14 protein-coding genes are annotated in these 13,445 nt (G+C 67.4%); 10 read left to right on the forward strand and 4 right to left on the reverse strand.

Annotation, left to right across the window (positions count from 1 at the left end):
- Positions 1-169 precede the first annotated feature (169 nt).
- From GGR48_RS07695 to GGR48_RS07715, 5 genes are read left to right on the forward strand one after another with little or no spacing between them, the layout of a single operon-like run.
- A complete protein-coding gene (locus GGR48_RS07695) occupies positions 170-454 on the forward strand; it encodes a hypothetical protein (RefSeq protein ID WP_183951326.1) in 285 nt (94 codons plus the stop codon).
- The gene (locus tag GGR48_RS07700) at positions 451-894 is read left to right on the forward strand and encodes a periplasmic heavy metal sensor (RefSeq protein ID WP_183951327.1); all 444 of its coding nucleotides are present in this window, start codon (positions 451-453) and stop codon (positions 892-894) included. Before GGR48_RS07695 ends, GGR48_RS07700 begins: the two co-directional genes overlap by 4 nt.
- Positions 891-1,457, forward strand: a complete 567-nt coding sequence (locus tag GGR48_RS07705) for a sigma-70 family RNA polymerase sigma factor (protein WP_183951328.1) — start codon at positions 891-893, stop codon at positions 1,455-1,457. The genes GGR48_RS07700 and GGR48_RS07705 overlap by 4 nt, the downstream gene beginning before the upstream one ends.
- Positions 1,458-1,489: 32 nt before the next feature.
- The gene (locus tag GGR48_RS07710) at positions 1,490-3,289 is read left to right on the forward strand and encodes a copper resistance system multicopper oxidase (protein ID WP_206362506.1); all 1,800 of its coding nucleotides are present in this window, start codon (positions 1,490-1,492) and stop codon (positions 3,287-3,289) included.
- Positions 3,286-4,425: a copper resistance protein B gene (locus tag GGR48_RS07715; protein ID WP_183951329.1), complete on the forward strand. Its 1,140-nt coding sequence runs from the start codon at positions 3,286-3,288 to the stop codon at positions 4,423-4,425. Before GGR48_RS07710 ends, GGR48_RS07715 begins: the two co-directional genes overlap by 4 nt.
- A 4-nt stretch (positions 4,426-4,429) precedes the next feature.
- On the opposite strand, the gene GGR48_RS07720 is transcribed toward GGR48_RS07715, so the two are convergent.
- Both GGR48_RS07720 and GGR48_RS07725 read right to left on the reverse strand, forming a co-directional pair.
- A complete protein-coding gene (locus GGR48_RS07720) occupies positions 4,430-5,041 on the reverse strand; it encodes a DUF1826 domain-containing protein (RefSeq protein WP_183951330.1) in 612 nt (203 codons plus the stop codon).
- 131 nt (positions 5,042-5,172) lie between these two features.
- Entirely contained in the window at positions 5,173-6,483 is a 1,311-nt protein-coding gene (locus tag GGR48_RS07725) for a sugar MFS transporter (RefSeq protein ID WP_183951331.1), read from the reverse strand.
- A 183-nt stretch (positions 6,484-6,666) separates the two neighbouring features.
- On the opposite strand from GGR48_RS07725, the gene GGR48_RS07730 reads away from it, so the two are divergent.
- Entirely contained in the window at positions 6,667-7,761 is a 1,095-nt protein-coding gene (locus GGR48_RS07730) for an aldose epimerase family protein (RefSeq protein WP_409788692.1), read from the forward strand.
- A gap of 13 nt (positions 7,762-7,774) precedes the next feature.
- Positions 7,775-9,571, forward strand: coding sequence for an IlvD/Edd family dehydratase (locus GGR48_RS07735; RefSeq protein ID WP_183951333.1), 1,797 nt, complete (start codon positions 7,775-7,777; stop codon positions 9,569-9,571).
- A 72-nt stretch (positions 9,572-9,643) separates the two neighbouring features.
- Here the strand turns inward: GGR48_RS07735 and GGR48_RS07740 are convergent, their stop codons facing one another.
- Positions 9,644-10,030, reverse strand: a complete 387-nt coding sequence (locus tag GGR48_RS07740; protein WP_183951334.1) for a hypothetical protein — start codon at positions 10,028-10,030, stop codon at positions 9,644-9,646.
- 179 nt (positions 10,031-10,209) lie between these two features.
- Between GGR48_RS07740 and GGR48_RS07745 the strand changes: the two genes are divergently transcribed.
- From GGR48_RS07745 to GGR48_RS07755, 3 genes are read left to right on the forward strand one after another with little or no spacing between them, the layout of a single operon-like run.
- Positions 10,210-11,355 carry a fumarylacetoacetate hydrolase family protein gene (locus GGR48_RS07745; protein WP_183951335.1) on the forward strand — a complete coding sequence of 382 codons (1,146 nt, stop codon included), beginning with the start codon at positions 10,210-10,212 and terminating at the stop codon, positions 11,353-11,355.
- Between the two features lie 14 nt (positions 11,356-11,369).
- Positions 11,370-12,155, forward strand: a complete 786-nt coding sequence (gene xylB, locus GGR48_RS07750; RefSeq protein ID WP_183951336.1) for a D-xylose 1-dehydrogenase — start codon at positions 11,370-11,372, stop codon at positions 12,153-12,155.
- 29 nt (positions 12,156-12,184) lie between these two features.
- Positions 12,185-13,048 carry an SMP-30/gluconolactonase/LRE family protein gene (locus GGR48_RS07755; RefSeq protein WP_183951337.1) on the forward strand — a complete coding sequence of 288 codons (864 nt, stop codon included), beginning with the start codon at positions 12,185-12,187 and terminating at the stop codon, positions 13,046-13,048.
- A gap of 160 nt (positions 13,049-13,208) precedes the next feature.
- Here GGR48_RS07755 and GGR48_RS07760 read toward each other — a convergent pair.
- A partial coding sequence (locus GGR48_RS07760; RefSeq protein WP_183951338.1) for an IS1 family transposase occupies positions 13,209-13,445 on the reverse strand: 237 nt, incomplete at its 5' end.

A 13,445-nucleotide genomic window follows, 5' to 3' on the forward strand; every position in this document is an offset into this window, starting at 1 on the left:
CCCCGAATCGGTGACGTCCTGTCGGTCATAAGCCCGTTTGCCGCCGGCGCGGCGGGCATGTTGCGGTGCGACAAAGCGCCCTGTCCCATGGTGAAACGATGGCCGGAGACCGGGTGGAAGGGCGATCCGGCATGAGGGAAATCGGCAGCGCGCGCGTATAAGGGGGATCATGACCGATCCTCTCGACCACGATCTGGCCCTTCTGGCACGCCCCGCGCCGCCCGCCGCCCTGGATGATCTGGAACACCGGGTCGCACTCGCCATCGCCGCGGGGGGCGAGGCTGGCGGGACGTCGGGACGCGGGCTGGCGATGGCGGCGGTCGGGGCGATGCTGCTCGGCCTGGCGGGCGGCGGGGTGATGAGCGCGCGGAGCGAGGCGCGCGCCCAGCCGGAGCGGATCGCGGTCGTGCTGGATGCCGGGCTCGCCCCCTCGACCCTGTTGCTCGGCCGATGACGGGCGGGGTGCGGCGCCATGTCCTGACGCTGGTCATCGCCTTCGTCGCGGCGCTGGCGGGGGTGGCGATCGGATGCCGGTTGCTGATGCCCGCCGAGCCGCAGGCGAGCGATCTTCACGCGCTGATCCACCGCGACATCCGGCTCGACCCCCAACAGGCGGTGGCGCTCGATCGGCTGGAGGCACGGTTCGCGGCGACCCGCGCCGGGCTCGACGCCCGGCTGCGCGGCGACAATGCGCGGCTGGCGGCGGCGATCGAGGCCGAGCATCGCGACGGCCCGCGCGTCAGCCAGGCGATCGATGCGGTCCATCACAGCATGGGCGATCTGCAAAAGGCGACGCTGGCGCATGTCTTCGCGATGCGGCGGGTGCTGCGCCCCGACCAGGCGGCGACCTTCGACCGGCTGGTGGCCGCCAGGCTGACCGAAGCCGGCCGGTGAGCCGCGCTTATGCGGCGTTGCCCGATGGCGATCTGGTCGTGCTGGCCCGCGCCGGGGAGGATGGCGGGCACGCCTATGCCGCGATCGTCGCGCGGCACAAGGACGCGCTCTACCGGCTGATCCTGGCGCATGTCCGCGATGCCGACGAGGCACTCGATCTGGTGCAGGACAGCTTCGTGGCCGCGCATGCCGCGCTCGGCCGGTTCGACACCGCGCGCTCGCTGCGCGCCTGGCTCAGCCGGATCGCGCTCAACAAATGCCGCGACTGGGCGCGGCGGCGGCGGGTGCGCGCGATGCTGGCGCGGGTGCTGCCGATCGAGACGGCGGCGGCGGTGGCGGACGACCGGGTCGGCAGCGAGACAGAGGCGATCGACCGCGAGTCGCTAACCCGCACGCTGGCCGCGCTCGACGCACTGCCCGAAGGATTGCGCGCGCCGCTGATCCTCTGTGCAATCGAGGGGTTGAGCCAGAGCGAGGCGGCCGAGGCGCTGGGGCTGAGCGCCAAGGCGATCGAGTTGCGCGTCCGCCGCGCCCGCGCCGCGCTGCGCGATGCGACGGCATGAGGGGAAGGGCGCGCGGCCGCGTATAAGAGGGCATGATCGATCCCCTGACCATGATGCACCGCCGTGATCTGCTGGCGGGTGGTGCCGGCCTTGGCATGCTGGGCGCGCTGCCGGGCTGGGCGCAGACGCATGGCCATGGCCTGTCGCCGCGCGCGGAGCTTCATGGCCCCGACATCACGCTGACCATCGCGCGCCAGCATATGATGATCGACGGCAAGCCCTATCACGCGATCGGCATCAACGGATCGGCGCCGGCCCCGCTGATCCGCCTGCGCGAGGGGCAGAGGATGCGGATCACCGTGGTCAACATGCTGGACGAGGAAAGCTCGATCCACTGGCATGGCCTGCTCCTGCCCTTTCAGATGGACGGGGTGCCGGGGATCAGCTTTCCGGGGATTCCGGCGGGCGGGCGCTTTACATATGAGTTTCCCGTCGTCCAGGCCGGGACCTATTGGTATCACAGCCATTCGGGATTGCAGGAGCAGGAGGGGCTGTACGGCCCGATCGTGATCGATCCGGCCGAGCCCGATCCCATCACGGCGGATGTCGAGCATGTCGTCATGCTCTCCGACCACAGCGCGCTGCATCCGCATGCCATTTTCCGCCGGCTGAAACTCCAGGGCGGGTATTTCAACTATCAGAAGCAGACGATCGGCGGGCTGCTGGCCGGGCGCGACCAGACGCTGAAGGAGCGCCTGCGCTGGGGGGCGATGCGGATGGACCCCAGCGACGTGTCGGATGTGACCGGCGCCACCTATCGCTATCTGGTCAACGGCCATGGCCCGGCGGACAATTGGACCGGGCTGTTCGCGGCCGGGCAGCGGGTGAAGCTGCGGCTGGTCAATGCCTCGGCGATGACCATCTTCAATGTGCGGATTCCGGGGCTGACGATGACGGTGGTGCAGGCCGATGGGCAGCCGGTGCGGCCGGTGAGCGTCGACGAGCTGCAGATCGCGGTGGCCGAGACCTATGACGTGATCGTCACCCCGCCCGAGCCGCACGCCTATACGCTGGTCGCCGAGACCTGGGACCGGTCGGGCATGGCGCGCGCCACGCTGGCGCCGGCCCTGGGGATGACGGCACCGGTCCCGGCGCTACGCCCCCGGCCGCTGGCGACGATGAAGGATATGGGGATGGGGGGCATGGACCATGGGTCCGCCTGTCCGCCCGAGCATGCCGCAATGGGGCATTGCCAGCCCGCGGGGCAGGGTGCCGCGATGAATCATGGCGGCATGGACCACCGGATGCGCGACTTCGCCAATGCGCCGGGCCTCCCCAAGACGCCCGTCGTCCAGACGGTCGCGCCGATGCCGGTCGACCGGACCGGCGAGCCGCCGCAGGGGCTGGGCGATGTCGGCCACCGCGTGCTGACCTATCGCGATTTGATCAGCCGTTCGCCCAGTCCCGATCGCCGCGTGCCGTCGCGCGCGCTGACCATCCATCTGACCGGCAATATGGAACGCTATATGTGGGCGTTCGACGGGGTGAAGCTGAACGCCGTTACCGCACCCATCCCCTTTCGCCTGAACGAGCGGGTGCGGGTGACGCTGGTCAACGACACGATGATGGCGCATCCCATCCACCTGCACGGCCACTTCTTCGAACTGGTGACCGGGCATGGCGATCACGCACCCCGCAAGCACACCGTCAATGTCGCGCCGGGCGGCACGGTGACGTTCGACCTGACGGCGGATGCCGAGGGCGACTGGGCGTTCCATTGTCACCTTCTCTATCACATGCATGCCGGCATGATGCAGGTGGTGACGGTGCGACCCGACCCGGCCCAACCCGACCCGGGCCAGCCCGATGCGGAAAAGGGGGGGGCGGCATGATCCTGTTCGCGTTGATCCTCGCCGAGCCGCAGCATCATCACATGATGCCCGGCATGACGATGCCCGCACCGGCCAAGCCGAAGCCCACGGCCCGACCGAAGGCGAAGGCCCGGCGGCCGGCCGCCAAACCGCGCGCGGCGCGGCCCGTATCGCCGATGGCCGACCATCATGCGATGCCGGCCGAGGCCTCGACCTGTTCGCCCGAACATGCCGCGATGGGGCATTGCCGGCCTGCGTCCCCGCCACCATCCGATCCCTTGCCCGGCATGACGGCCCCCGCCTGTTCGCCGGAACATGCGGCCATGGGGCATTGCCGCCCGAAAGACGGCGGCGAGGCCTCCCCTGGCGGTGATCACGGCTCCATGGATCACGGTTCCATGGATCACGGGGCGATGCCCGGCATGGCGATGGCCGATACCCCGGTCGGCAACGCGCCGCCTCCGCCGGCGCCCACAACCCGTGCCGCCGATCGCTTCTACTACCCCGCCGCCATGGCCGCCGCCGATGCGCGGATGCGGCAGGAGCATGGCGGCATGCGCTTCTCGCAGATCCTGTTCAACCTCGCCGAAATCCAGGTTCGCGACGGGCGCGACGGCTATCGCTGGGACGGGGAGGGCTGGTTCGGCGGCGACATCCACCGGCTGGTCGTCAAGACCGAGGGCGAGGGCACGCTGGGCGGCCGGATCGGCACGGCCGAGGTGCAGGCGCTCTATGCCCGCGCGATCGACCCCTATTGGAACCTCCAGGCGGGCCTGCGCCAGGATGTCGGGATGGGTGCACGCCGCACCTATGCGGTGGTGGGGGTCGAGGGGCTGGCCCCCTATTGGTTCGATGTCGAGGGCGCGCTGTTCCTGTCGGACAAGGGCGACCTGACCGGCCGCGCCGAGGCCTGGGTCGACCAGCGGCTGAGCCAGCGCACGATCCTGCAACCCCGGGTGGAGGTCAATCTCGCCGCGCAGGACGTGCCCGATCAGCGGATCGCGGCGGGCGTATCGAGCATCGAGCTGGGCCTGCGCCTGCGCTACGAGATCGCACGCGAGTTCGCCCCCTATGTCGGGGTGAATTGGGAGCGCCGCTATGGCGCCGCACGCGGTGGCGGCGCGGCGCTGGCGCTGGGCATCCGCACTTGGTTCTGACCGGTCAGTCCGGCTGCTCCCATTCGGCATCGATGACGAGCAACAGGCGGTCGCCGCCGCTTTCGGCGATCGGGGGCGAGCGGTGGATGATCGCCCGGTCGCCGGCCAGGGCGCGTCCCTTGAACAGGCCGACATCGCCGGCGGCCAGGCCACGCGGCGGCGTCTCGGCATCCGCGTCCAGCGGCAGCCACTGGGTGGCCTCGCCCCAATAGGTCGAGATCAGGCGCAGCGCGACATAATCTGCATGGAATTTCCAGCAGCCATTGCCCGTGATCCGCTCCAGCCGCACCTCCACCCGTGCTTCGGCGGCGAGCGTGGCGTAGAGGGCTGCCAGTCGCGCGACATCGCGGGTCACGGCGGCGTGCCAGGGTTGTGGCGCGACCGTCGCCCAGTAGGCCGCCATCCTGTCCGCGACCTGACCAGCGGGGGCGGCGAAGCGGATCGCGGGCATCTCGGACAGATCGGGGGCGGGGATCAGCGGCGCGCGCTGCCAGATGGCGAGCGTAACGTCCGGATCGTGGATCGTCGCCAATGCATCGGCATCCGCGCCGATTCGCACATGATCGGGAAGCACGTCCGGCGAGGGCGCGAAAAGCGTATCGGGATCGGCGGGCACGCGGAACCTTTCACCAAATAGATATGGTGTAACGTAACATATGCCGGTGTGTGGGAAAAGGCGTGGCCCATGCAAAAGGGGCGGCGTCTCGCGACACCGCCCCTTGTCTGTCTGCCGGTGAAGGCCCGCGATCAGTTCGCGTCTTCGTCCGGGAAGGCGTTGGTCGGCTTCGAACCCCAGATCGCGTAGAACAGGATGTAGAGTTCGCACACCGCGGTCAGCAGGAACGACTGCTGCAGGCCGTAATTGTCGGCCAGCCAGCCATGCACCGCCACCAGCGCGCCGCCGGCGATCGCCATGATCAGCAGGCCCGAGCCTTCCTCGGTCAGCGGGCCCAGGCCGCGAATGCCCAGCGTGAAGATGGTCGGGAACATGATCGAGTGGAACAGGCCGACCAAGATCAGCGACCACATGGCGACGGGGCCGGTGGTGAAGACGGTCGCGAGCATCACGATGAACGCGCCGACCGAGAAGACCGCCAGCACGGTGCCGGCCGGCACCTTCTGCATGATCGCCGAGCCGACGAAGCGACCGACCATCATCCCGCCCCAGAGCAGGGTCAGATAGCGGCCCGCGGCCTCGGTCGTCATGTTGCCGATGTCGGGACGGCTGACGAAGTTCACGAACAGGTTGCCGACGCCGATCTCGGCGATCAGATAGATGAAGATCGCGCCGATGCCGAACACCAGGTTGCGATGCTTCCACAGCGAGTGGTTCTTGCGCTCCTCCTTGGCAACGCGGCTGGTCGACGAGCCCATGGCGGGCAGCGGGAAGCGGGCGATGACGAAGGCGAGGACGACCAGCACCACCGCGACCAGGCCATAGGGAAGGACGACGGCATGCGCGTCGGCCAGGCGTTCGGCCTGGGTCAGCGCGGCGCTGCCCGCCTCCGCCGTGCCGCCCTTGGAACGGCCGAGGATCAGATAGGCGCCGAACAGCGGGGCCAGCATCGTGCCCATCGAGTTCATCGCCTGGACGAGGTTCAGGCGCGACGACGCCGTGTCCGCCGGGCCCAGCACCGCGACATAAGGATTGGCCGCGACCTGGAGCAGGGTGATGCCGCTGGCGATCACGAACAGCATCAACAGGGTGACACCGTAGGAGGGCAAGGTCGCCGCCAGCATCATGCCGACCGCGCCCGCCGCCATGATCAGCAGGCCGGTCACCAGCGACTTCTGGTATCCGATCCGCTCGATCAGCTTGGCCGAGGGGATGGAGGCGAAGAAATAGGCGATGAACCAGACGCTCTCGATCAGCGAGGCCTGGAAATAGCTGAGGTCGAACACGCTGCGTAAGTGGGGCAGCAGCGTCCCGTTGATGACGGTGATGAACCCCCACATGAAGAACAGGCTGGCCAGCAGCGTCAGCGCGGACCGGTAATTGGTCGCCCCTCCCGCAGCGGCTGGCGCGCCGGCGGCGCGGGAAACAACGGGTGCGGCCATGGCAATCCTCTCCTTAAGAGCGGGTGCCGGCACGAAAACTTCTGTGCGCCCCGCTTGCTCCTGGTATTTTGTCTGACTATAGTGACGCAAAAGGCGCGTCAATGGCGTCTGGCGACGGAGGGATGAGGCATGTCGAGGGCGTCAATCAAGAGCTTTCTAACACTGGTAGCGGTAACGTCTGTAATGACATCGACGGCGGCTTTGGCCAGCGAGGCCAAGCGCACGCCCGCCGGGCAACTGGCGGACGGTGCCGCGATCGAGGCGGTGACCCTGACCAACAAGGCAGGCCTGTCGGCGCGCGTGCTGACATATGGCGCCACTCTTCAATCGGTTATGGCCCCCGACCGCAACGGCAAGACCGCCGATGTGCTGCTCGGCTATGACAAGGCTGACGACTATGTGAACCATCCGAACTTCTTTGGTGTCACGGTCGGCCGCTATGCCAATCGCATCGCCGGCGGCCGCTTCGCGTTGGATGGGCGCAGCTACCAGCTGACGCTGAACGACAAGACCAATTCGCTCCATGGCGGGACGAAGGGCTTCGACAAGCAGCTGTGGCGAATCGTCTCGATGAAGGACGGCCCGACCGCCAGCGTGGTGATGGCGCTGACCAGCCCCGATGGCGACCAGGGCTATCCCGGCAAGGTCGATGCCACCGTCACCTATTCGCTGGACGAGGCGGGCGCGCTGACCATCGCCTTCGCCGCGAACACCGACAAGCCGACGGTCATCAACATGACCAACCATGCGATCTTCAACCTGAACGGCGAAGGATCGCCGCTCGGCGCGACCTATCACAAGCTGACCATCCCGGCGGCGGCCTATACCCCGGTCGATGCCAAGCTGATCCCGACCGGTGAGCGCACGCCGGTGGCCGGCACCGTCTTCGACTTTCGCCAGCCGCGCGTGGTCGCCGACGGCATCCGCGACGGCAACGACCAGCAGATCCGCTATGGCCAGGGCTATGACCATAATTTCGCGCTCGACAAGGGGCTGACCGCGACGCCGCAGCTCGCCGCGCGGCTGGAGGACCCGGCCTCTGGCCGCGTGCTCGAAGTGCTGTCGACCGAGCCGGGCGTGCAATTCTACACGGGCAATTTCCTCGACGGCACCTATGTCGGCAAGAAAGGCCATCTGTACCGGATGGGCGACGGCATCGCGCTGGAGCCGCAGAAATTCCCCGACTCGCCCAACAAGCCCGATTTCGTCTCCGCCCGCGTCGATCCGGGCAAGCCCTATCGGCACACCATGATCTATCGTTTTTCCACCGTTCGCTGACCGAAAGCCTGACATGACCGACACGCCCACACCGAAGCTGCGCAGCCGCGCCTGGTTCGACAATCCCGACAATATCGATATGACCGCGCTCTATCTGGAGCGGTATCTGAACTTCGGCCTTTCGCTGGAGGAGCTTCAGTCGGGCAAGCCGATCATCGGCATCGCGCAGACCGGCTCGGACCTTTCCCCCTGCAACCGCCACCATCTGGTGCTGGCCGAGCGGGTGCGCGAGGGCGTGCGCGAGATGGGCGGCATCGTCCTGGAATTCCCGGTCCACCCGATCCAGGAAACCGGCAAGCGCCCGACCGCCGGCCTCGACCGCAACCTGGCCTATCTGGGCCTGGTCGAGGTGCTGTACGGCTATCCGCTCGACGCGGTCGTCCTGACCATCGGCTGCGACAAGACGACCCCGGCCGCGCTGATGGCGGCCGCCACCGTCAACATCCCCGCGATCGCGCTGTCGGTCGGGCCGATGCTCAATGGCTGGCACAAGGGCGAGCGCACCGGTTCGGGCACCATCGTGTGGAAGGCGCGCCAGATGCTGGCGGCCGGTGAGATCGACGATGCGGAGTTCATTCGCCTGGTCGCCAGTTCGGCGCCGTCGACCGGCTATTGCAACACGATGGGTACCGCGACGACGATGAACAGCCTCGCCGAGGCGCTCGGCATGTCGCTGCCGGGTTCGGCGGCGATCCCCGCGCCGTATCGCGATCGCCAGGAGGTCGCGTACCTCACCGGCAAGCGGATCGTCGAGATGGTGCAGGAGGACCTGAAGCCCTCCGACATCCTGACCAAGGAGGCGTTCCACAACGCGATCAAGGTCAATTCGGCGATCGGCGGCTCGACCAACGCGCCGATCCACCTCGCCGCGCTGGCGCGTCACATCGGCGTCGACCTGCCGGTCAAGGACTGGGAGACCGAAGGGCACAAGATTCCGCTGCTCGTGAACCTGCAGCCGGCGGGCGAATATCTGGGCGAGGATTATTACCGCGCCGGCGGCGTGCCCGCCGTGGTCAACCAGCTGATGGAGCAGGGGCTGATCCACGAGGACGCGATGACCGTCAACGGCAAGACCATGGGCGAGAATTGCCGTGGTCGCGCGATCGAGGACGAAAAGGTCATCCGCCCCTTCGACCAGCCGCTGAAGGAAGAGGCCGGCTTCATCGTCCTGTCGGGCAATCTGTTCGACGCCGCGATCATGAAGACCAGTGTGATCTCGCCCGAATTCCGCGAGCGCTATCTGTCCAACCCGAACGACCCGGACGCCTTCGAAGGCCCGGCGGTCGTGTTCGACGGGCCGGAGGATTATCACCACCGGATCGACGATCCAGCGACCGGAATCACGCCCGAGACGCTGCTGTTCATGCGCGGCGCCGGCCCGATCGGCTATCCGGGTGCAGCGGAAGTCGTCAACATGCGCCCGCCTGCCTATCTGATCACCGAGGGCGTGCACTCGCTGCCCTGCATCGGTGACGGGCGTCAGTCGGGCACGTCGGGTTCGCCCTCGATCCTGAACGCCAGCCCCGAGGCGGCGGCGATGGGCGGCCTGGCGCTGCTCGAAACCGGTGACCGGGTGCGGATCGACCTGAACAAGGGCACTGCGAACATCCTGATCTCCGAGGAGGAAATGGCCGAGCGTCGCCGGGTGCTGGCGGCGGCGGGCGGGTATAAATATCCGGCTTCGCAGACCCCGTGGCAGGAAATCCAGCGCTCGGTCGTCGGCCAGATGTCGACCGGTGCGATCCTGGAAGGCGCCGAGAAGTATCAGCGTATCGCCCAGACCCAGGGCCTGCCGCGCGACAACCACTGATGCCGATGGCCGGCCGGGCGGGGATCATCCGCCCGGCCGGTCCGGCCGATCCGGTCGTTCATGGGCGGCCGGTCAGTTCTTCTCCAGCCACGCCAGCGCGGCATCGCGCGACAGAAAGGCGTCCATGTGCGCCAGTTCGTAATTCTGCCGCACCTGGGCCTTTAACGGTGTGGAATCGACGACCATCGCCAGCCGGTCGTCGGGAGCATAATGGATCGCCATATCCTGGCGGACCCGGGCGACGATGTCGGGGGTCAGGATCGGTGCGCCGCGACGATCGACCATGACCTTGCCATGGCCCCAGACCCGGCGCGACTCGGCGATGGCGGCATCGAAGGCGGACCAGAAGCGGTCGAGGATCGCAGGCGTGAGACCGCTATGCACGCGGACGCACACGATGCGACGATGATCGATCGTCAGCGAAAAGGATGGGTCCTCGACGTCAAGAAGATGGGGCATCGCGGACAGGATAGCATGGTGGTCGGATCAAGGGGTTAATACCAATTCTGGTATTTTCCGGATCATAGACCAGACATTTGATGTAAGGCATATCGCGAACATGATCGGATCACCCCTGGCCCCTTGACCTGGACGGGACGGCAATCGATACCGCTAACAAAATTTGCGGAGAGGATGACATGGCAAGCAGTTCCACCACCTTGATCGCGGCCTTGCCCGACGATTGGCGCGCCGGGCGCTTTGTCGGTCGTATCGATCGCGGCGAGGGGCCATGCCCGATCCTGGTCGAGAACGGCCAGGTCTTCGACATGAGCCGCGTCGCCCCCACCGTCTCGGCGTTGCTCGCCGGGGGCGTGGTCGAGGCGTCGCAGGGCGAGGCGCTGGGCGAGCTGGCCGATCTGAACCTGTCTCCTGACGAAGGCGCGGCCAACCGGCTGCTGTCGCCGATCGATCTGCAATGCGTGAAGGCGGCGGGCGTGACCTTCGCCGTCTCCGCGCTGGAGCGGGTGATCGAGGAGCGCGCGCGTGGCGACCATGCCAAGGCGGCGGGGCTTCGCGGCACGCTGGAAGCCGCGCTGGGCGGCAATATCCGCTCGGTGGTGCCGGGCTCTCCGGAAGCGGCGCAGTTGAAGGACGCGCTGATCGCCGAGGGGCTGTGGTCGCAATATCTGGAGGTCGCGATCGGCCCGGATGCGGAAATCTTTACCAAGTCGCCGGTGCTCTCGACCGTGGGCTGGGGGATGCCGGTCGGCGTCCGCTCCGACTCGACCTGGAACAATCCCGAGCCCGAAGTGGTGCTGGTCGCCGATGCCCATGGCAAGGCGGTCGGCGCGACGCTGGGCAACGACGTCAATCTGCGCGATTTCGAGGGGCGCTCGGCGCTGTTGCTCGGCAAGGCGAAGGACAATAACGCGTCCTGCTCTCTCGGGCCGCTCGTCCGTCTTTTCGATGACGGCTTCACTATGGAAGATGTCCGGTCGAGCCAGGTCGCGCTGACCATCACCGGCACCGATGGCTATGTGCTGGAAGGCGCCAGCTCGATGGACCAGATCAGCCGCGATCCCGAGGATCTGCTCGGCCAGGCGCTCAGCGAGCATCACTACCCGGACGGCCTTGTCCTGTTCCTCGGCACGCTGTTCGCGCCGACCCAGGATCGTGACGAGCCCGGCCGGGGTTTCACCCACAAGGTCGGCGACACCGTCGTCATCTCGAACCCGCGTCTCGGCACGCTGGTCAATCCGGTGATGACCTCCGCCGACGCCCCCGCCTGGACCTTCGGTCTGGGCGACCTGATGCGCAACCTGGCCAAGCGCGGCCTGTTGTGACGGAGACGATTTCGATGTTGCAGAAGACCAGCGTGGCCGACACGGCCGCGCGCTACCCCAGCCTGATCGACAAGCGCGTCATCGTGACCGGCGGCGGCTCGGGGATCGGCGAGGGGCTGGTCGAGGCGTTCGTGGCGCAGGGCGCGCGCGTCGCGTTCGTCGACATCGCCGAGGAGGCCGCCCAGGCGGTGGTCGACCGGCTGACTCCCGATGCGCGGCATGCGCCGATCCATCGCCGCTGCGACCTGACCAACCTCGACAGCCTGAAGGCGATCTTCGCCGATCTGGAAGCGGCGCTGGGCGGGGTCGACATCCTCGTCAACAATGCGGGCAATGACGATCGCCACAGCATCGAAGACGTGACCCCGGCCTATTGGGACGAGCGCCTGAACGTCAATCTGCGCCACCAGTTCTTTGCAGCGCAAGCGGTGATCCCCGCGATGAAGCGGGCCGGGGGCGGCGCGATCCTCAACTTCGGGTCGATCAGCTGGCATCTGGGTCTGAACGACCTGGTCCTCTACCAGACCTGCAAGGCCGCGATCGAGGGACTGACCCGCAGCCTGGCGCGCGATCTGGGCCGCGAAAATATCCGCGTGAACACCATCGTGCCGGGCAATGTGCAGACACCGCGCCAGGAAAAATGGTATACCCCCGAAGGTGAGGCGGAGATCGTCGCGGCGCAGTGCCTCGACGGGCGTATCCAGCCTGCCGACGTGGCGGCGCTGGTGCTGTTCCTCGCGTCGGACGATGCGCGGATGTGCACCGGCCACGACTATTTCATCGACGCCGGTTGGCGATAACAAACCGGGCGAGAGCATAGGAGAGAGTGATGCAGCAGGCCGAACATTGCCTGACCGTGGGTGCGACGCTGGGTGAGGGCCCGATCTGGGTCGATGACGCGCTGTGGTTCGTCGACATCAAGCAGCAGCGCATCTACCGCCACGATCCGGTGGCGGGCACGCTCGATCACTGGGCCTCGCCCGAAATGGTCGGCTGGGTGGTGCCGGCGCAGCGCGGCGGCTTCGTCGCCGGGTTGAAGTCCGGCCCGCATCACTTCGATCCCGCGACCGGCGGGTTCGAGCGTATGGCCGAGGTCGACGCGCATCTACCCGCCAACCGCCTGAACGACGCTTGTGTCGACGGGCAGGGCCGCATCTGGTTCGGCACGATGGACAATGACGAGACCGCGCTGTCGGGTCGCTTGTTCAGCTGGGTCGCCGGGCTGGTCACGCCGTCGAGCGCGGATGCGGTGTGCATCACCAACGGCCCGGCCATCTCGCCCGACGATTCGATCCTCTATCACGTCGATACGCTGGGCAAGGCGATCCTGGCGCACGCTATCCTGGCGGACGGGACGCTCGGCCCCGCGACCGAATTCGCGCGCTTCGGCGATGCGGACGGTCATCCCGACGGCGCGATCTGCGATGCCGAAGGCGGCGTGTGGGTCGGCTTCTTCGGTGGCTGGGCGGCGCGCCGCTATGGCCCGGACGGGGTGATGACCGACGAGGTACGCTTCCCCGTGTCCAACATCACCAAGATCGCGCTGGGCGGCCCCGATGGCCGCACCGCCTATGCCACCACCGCGCGGCAGGGCCTGTCGGAGGAGCAGCTCGCCGAGCAGGTTCAGGCGGGCGACATCTTCACCTTCCGGGTCGAGGTCCCCGCCAAGCCGCTCCACCGCGCGGCGTTCTGACGCCTGACGGCGTTCATCTACTCCTCCCCTCGCAGGGGAGGTGGCAGGCCGCAGGCCTGACGGAGGGGTGTCTCGGTGTGAGAGGTTGGACCGCACTCTCAATCGGGGACACCCCTCCACCATGCTTCGCATGGTCCCCCTCCCCTTGCAGGGGGAGTGTTCACTTTGGACTCTGCAGGCGTTTTCTGGCGAGGAAGATGTCGAGGGTGATCTCGAGCATGTGCTGGGTCTTGGAGGCGCGCTTGGTTCGTCGGTTGAAGCGGGCCAGCATGTCGCGGAACGAGGCGTTGGACGATTCGATTAGATGCGTCTGCGCCTTGGTTTGCTGGTGAGGTTCGGGAGCGCCGATCCGCTTGAAGGCGAGGTGGTAGCAGGAGTTGGCGTCGGTGAAGATGGC

This window comes from Sphingomonas pseudosanguinis, from assembly GCF_014196255.1.
Lineage (GTDB): Bacteria > Pseudomonadota > Alphaproteobacteria > Sphingomonadales > Sphingomonadaceae > Sphingomonas > Sphingomonas pseudosanguinis.

Excerpts from the sequence above, each read along its gene's own strand:
- GGR48_RS07695 (WP_183951326.1), top strand. The coding sequence starts at position 170 with ATGACCGATCCTCTCGACCACGATCTGGCCCTTCTGGCACGCCCCGCG.
- GGR48_RS07700 (WP_183951327.1), top strand. The coding sequence starts at position 451 with ATGACGGGCGGGGTGCGGCGCCATGTCCTGACGCTGGTCATCGCCTTC.
- GGR48_RS07710 (WP_206362506.1), top strand. The coding sequence starts at position 1,490 with ATGATCGATCCCCTGACCATGATGCACCGCCGTGATCTGCTGGCGGGT.
- GGR48_RS07715 (WP_183951329.1), top strand. The coding sequence starts at position 3,286 with ATGATCCTGTTCGCGTTGATCCTCGCCGAGCCGCAGCATCATCACATG.
- GGR48_RS07725 (WP_183951331.1), bottom strand. The coding sequence starts at position 6,483 with ATGGCCGCACCCGTTGTTTCCCGCGCCGCCGGCGCGCCAGCCGCTGCG.
- GGR48_RS07730 (WP_409788692.1), top strand. The coding sequence starts at position 6,667 with ATGACATCGACGGCGGCTTTGGCCAGCGAGGCCAAGCGCACGCCCGCC.
- GGR48_RS07735 (WP_183951333.1), top strand. The coding sequence starts at position 7,775 with ATGACCGACACGCCCACACCGAAGCTGCGCAGCCGCGCCTGGTTCGAC.
- GGR48_RS07740 (WP_183951334.1), bottom strand. The coding sequence starts at position 10,030 with ATGCCCCATCTTCTTGACGTCGAGGACCCATCCTTTTCGCTGACGATC.
- GGR48_RS07745 (WP_183951335.1), top strand. The coding sequence starts at position 10,210 with ATGGCAAGCAGTTCCACCACCTTGATCGCGGCCTTGCCCGACGATTGG.
- xylB (WP_183951336.1), top strand. The coding sequence starts at position 11,370 with ATGTTGCAGAAGACCAGCGTGGCCGACACGGCCGCGCGCTACCCCAGC.
- GGR48_RS07755 (WP_183951337.1), top strand. The coding sequence starts at position 12,185 with ATGCAGCAGGCCGAACATTGCCTGACCGTGGGTGCGACGCTGGGTGAG.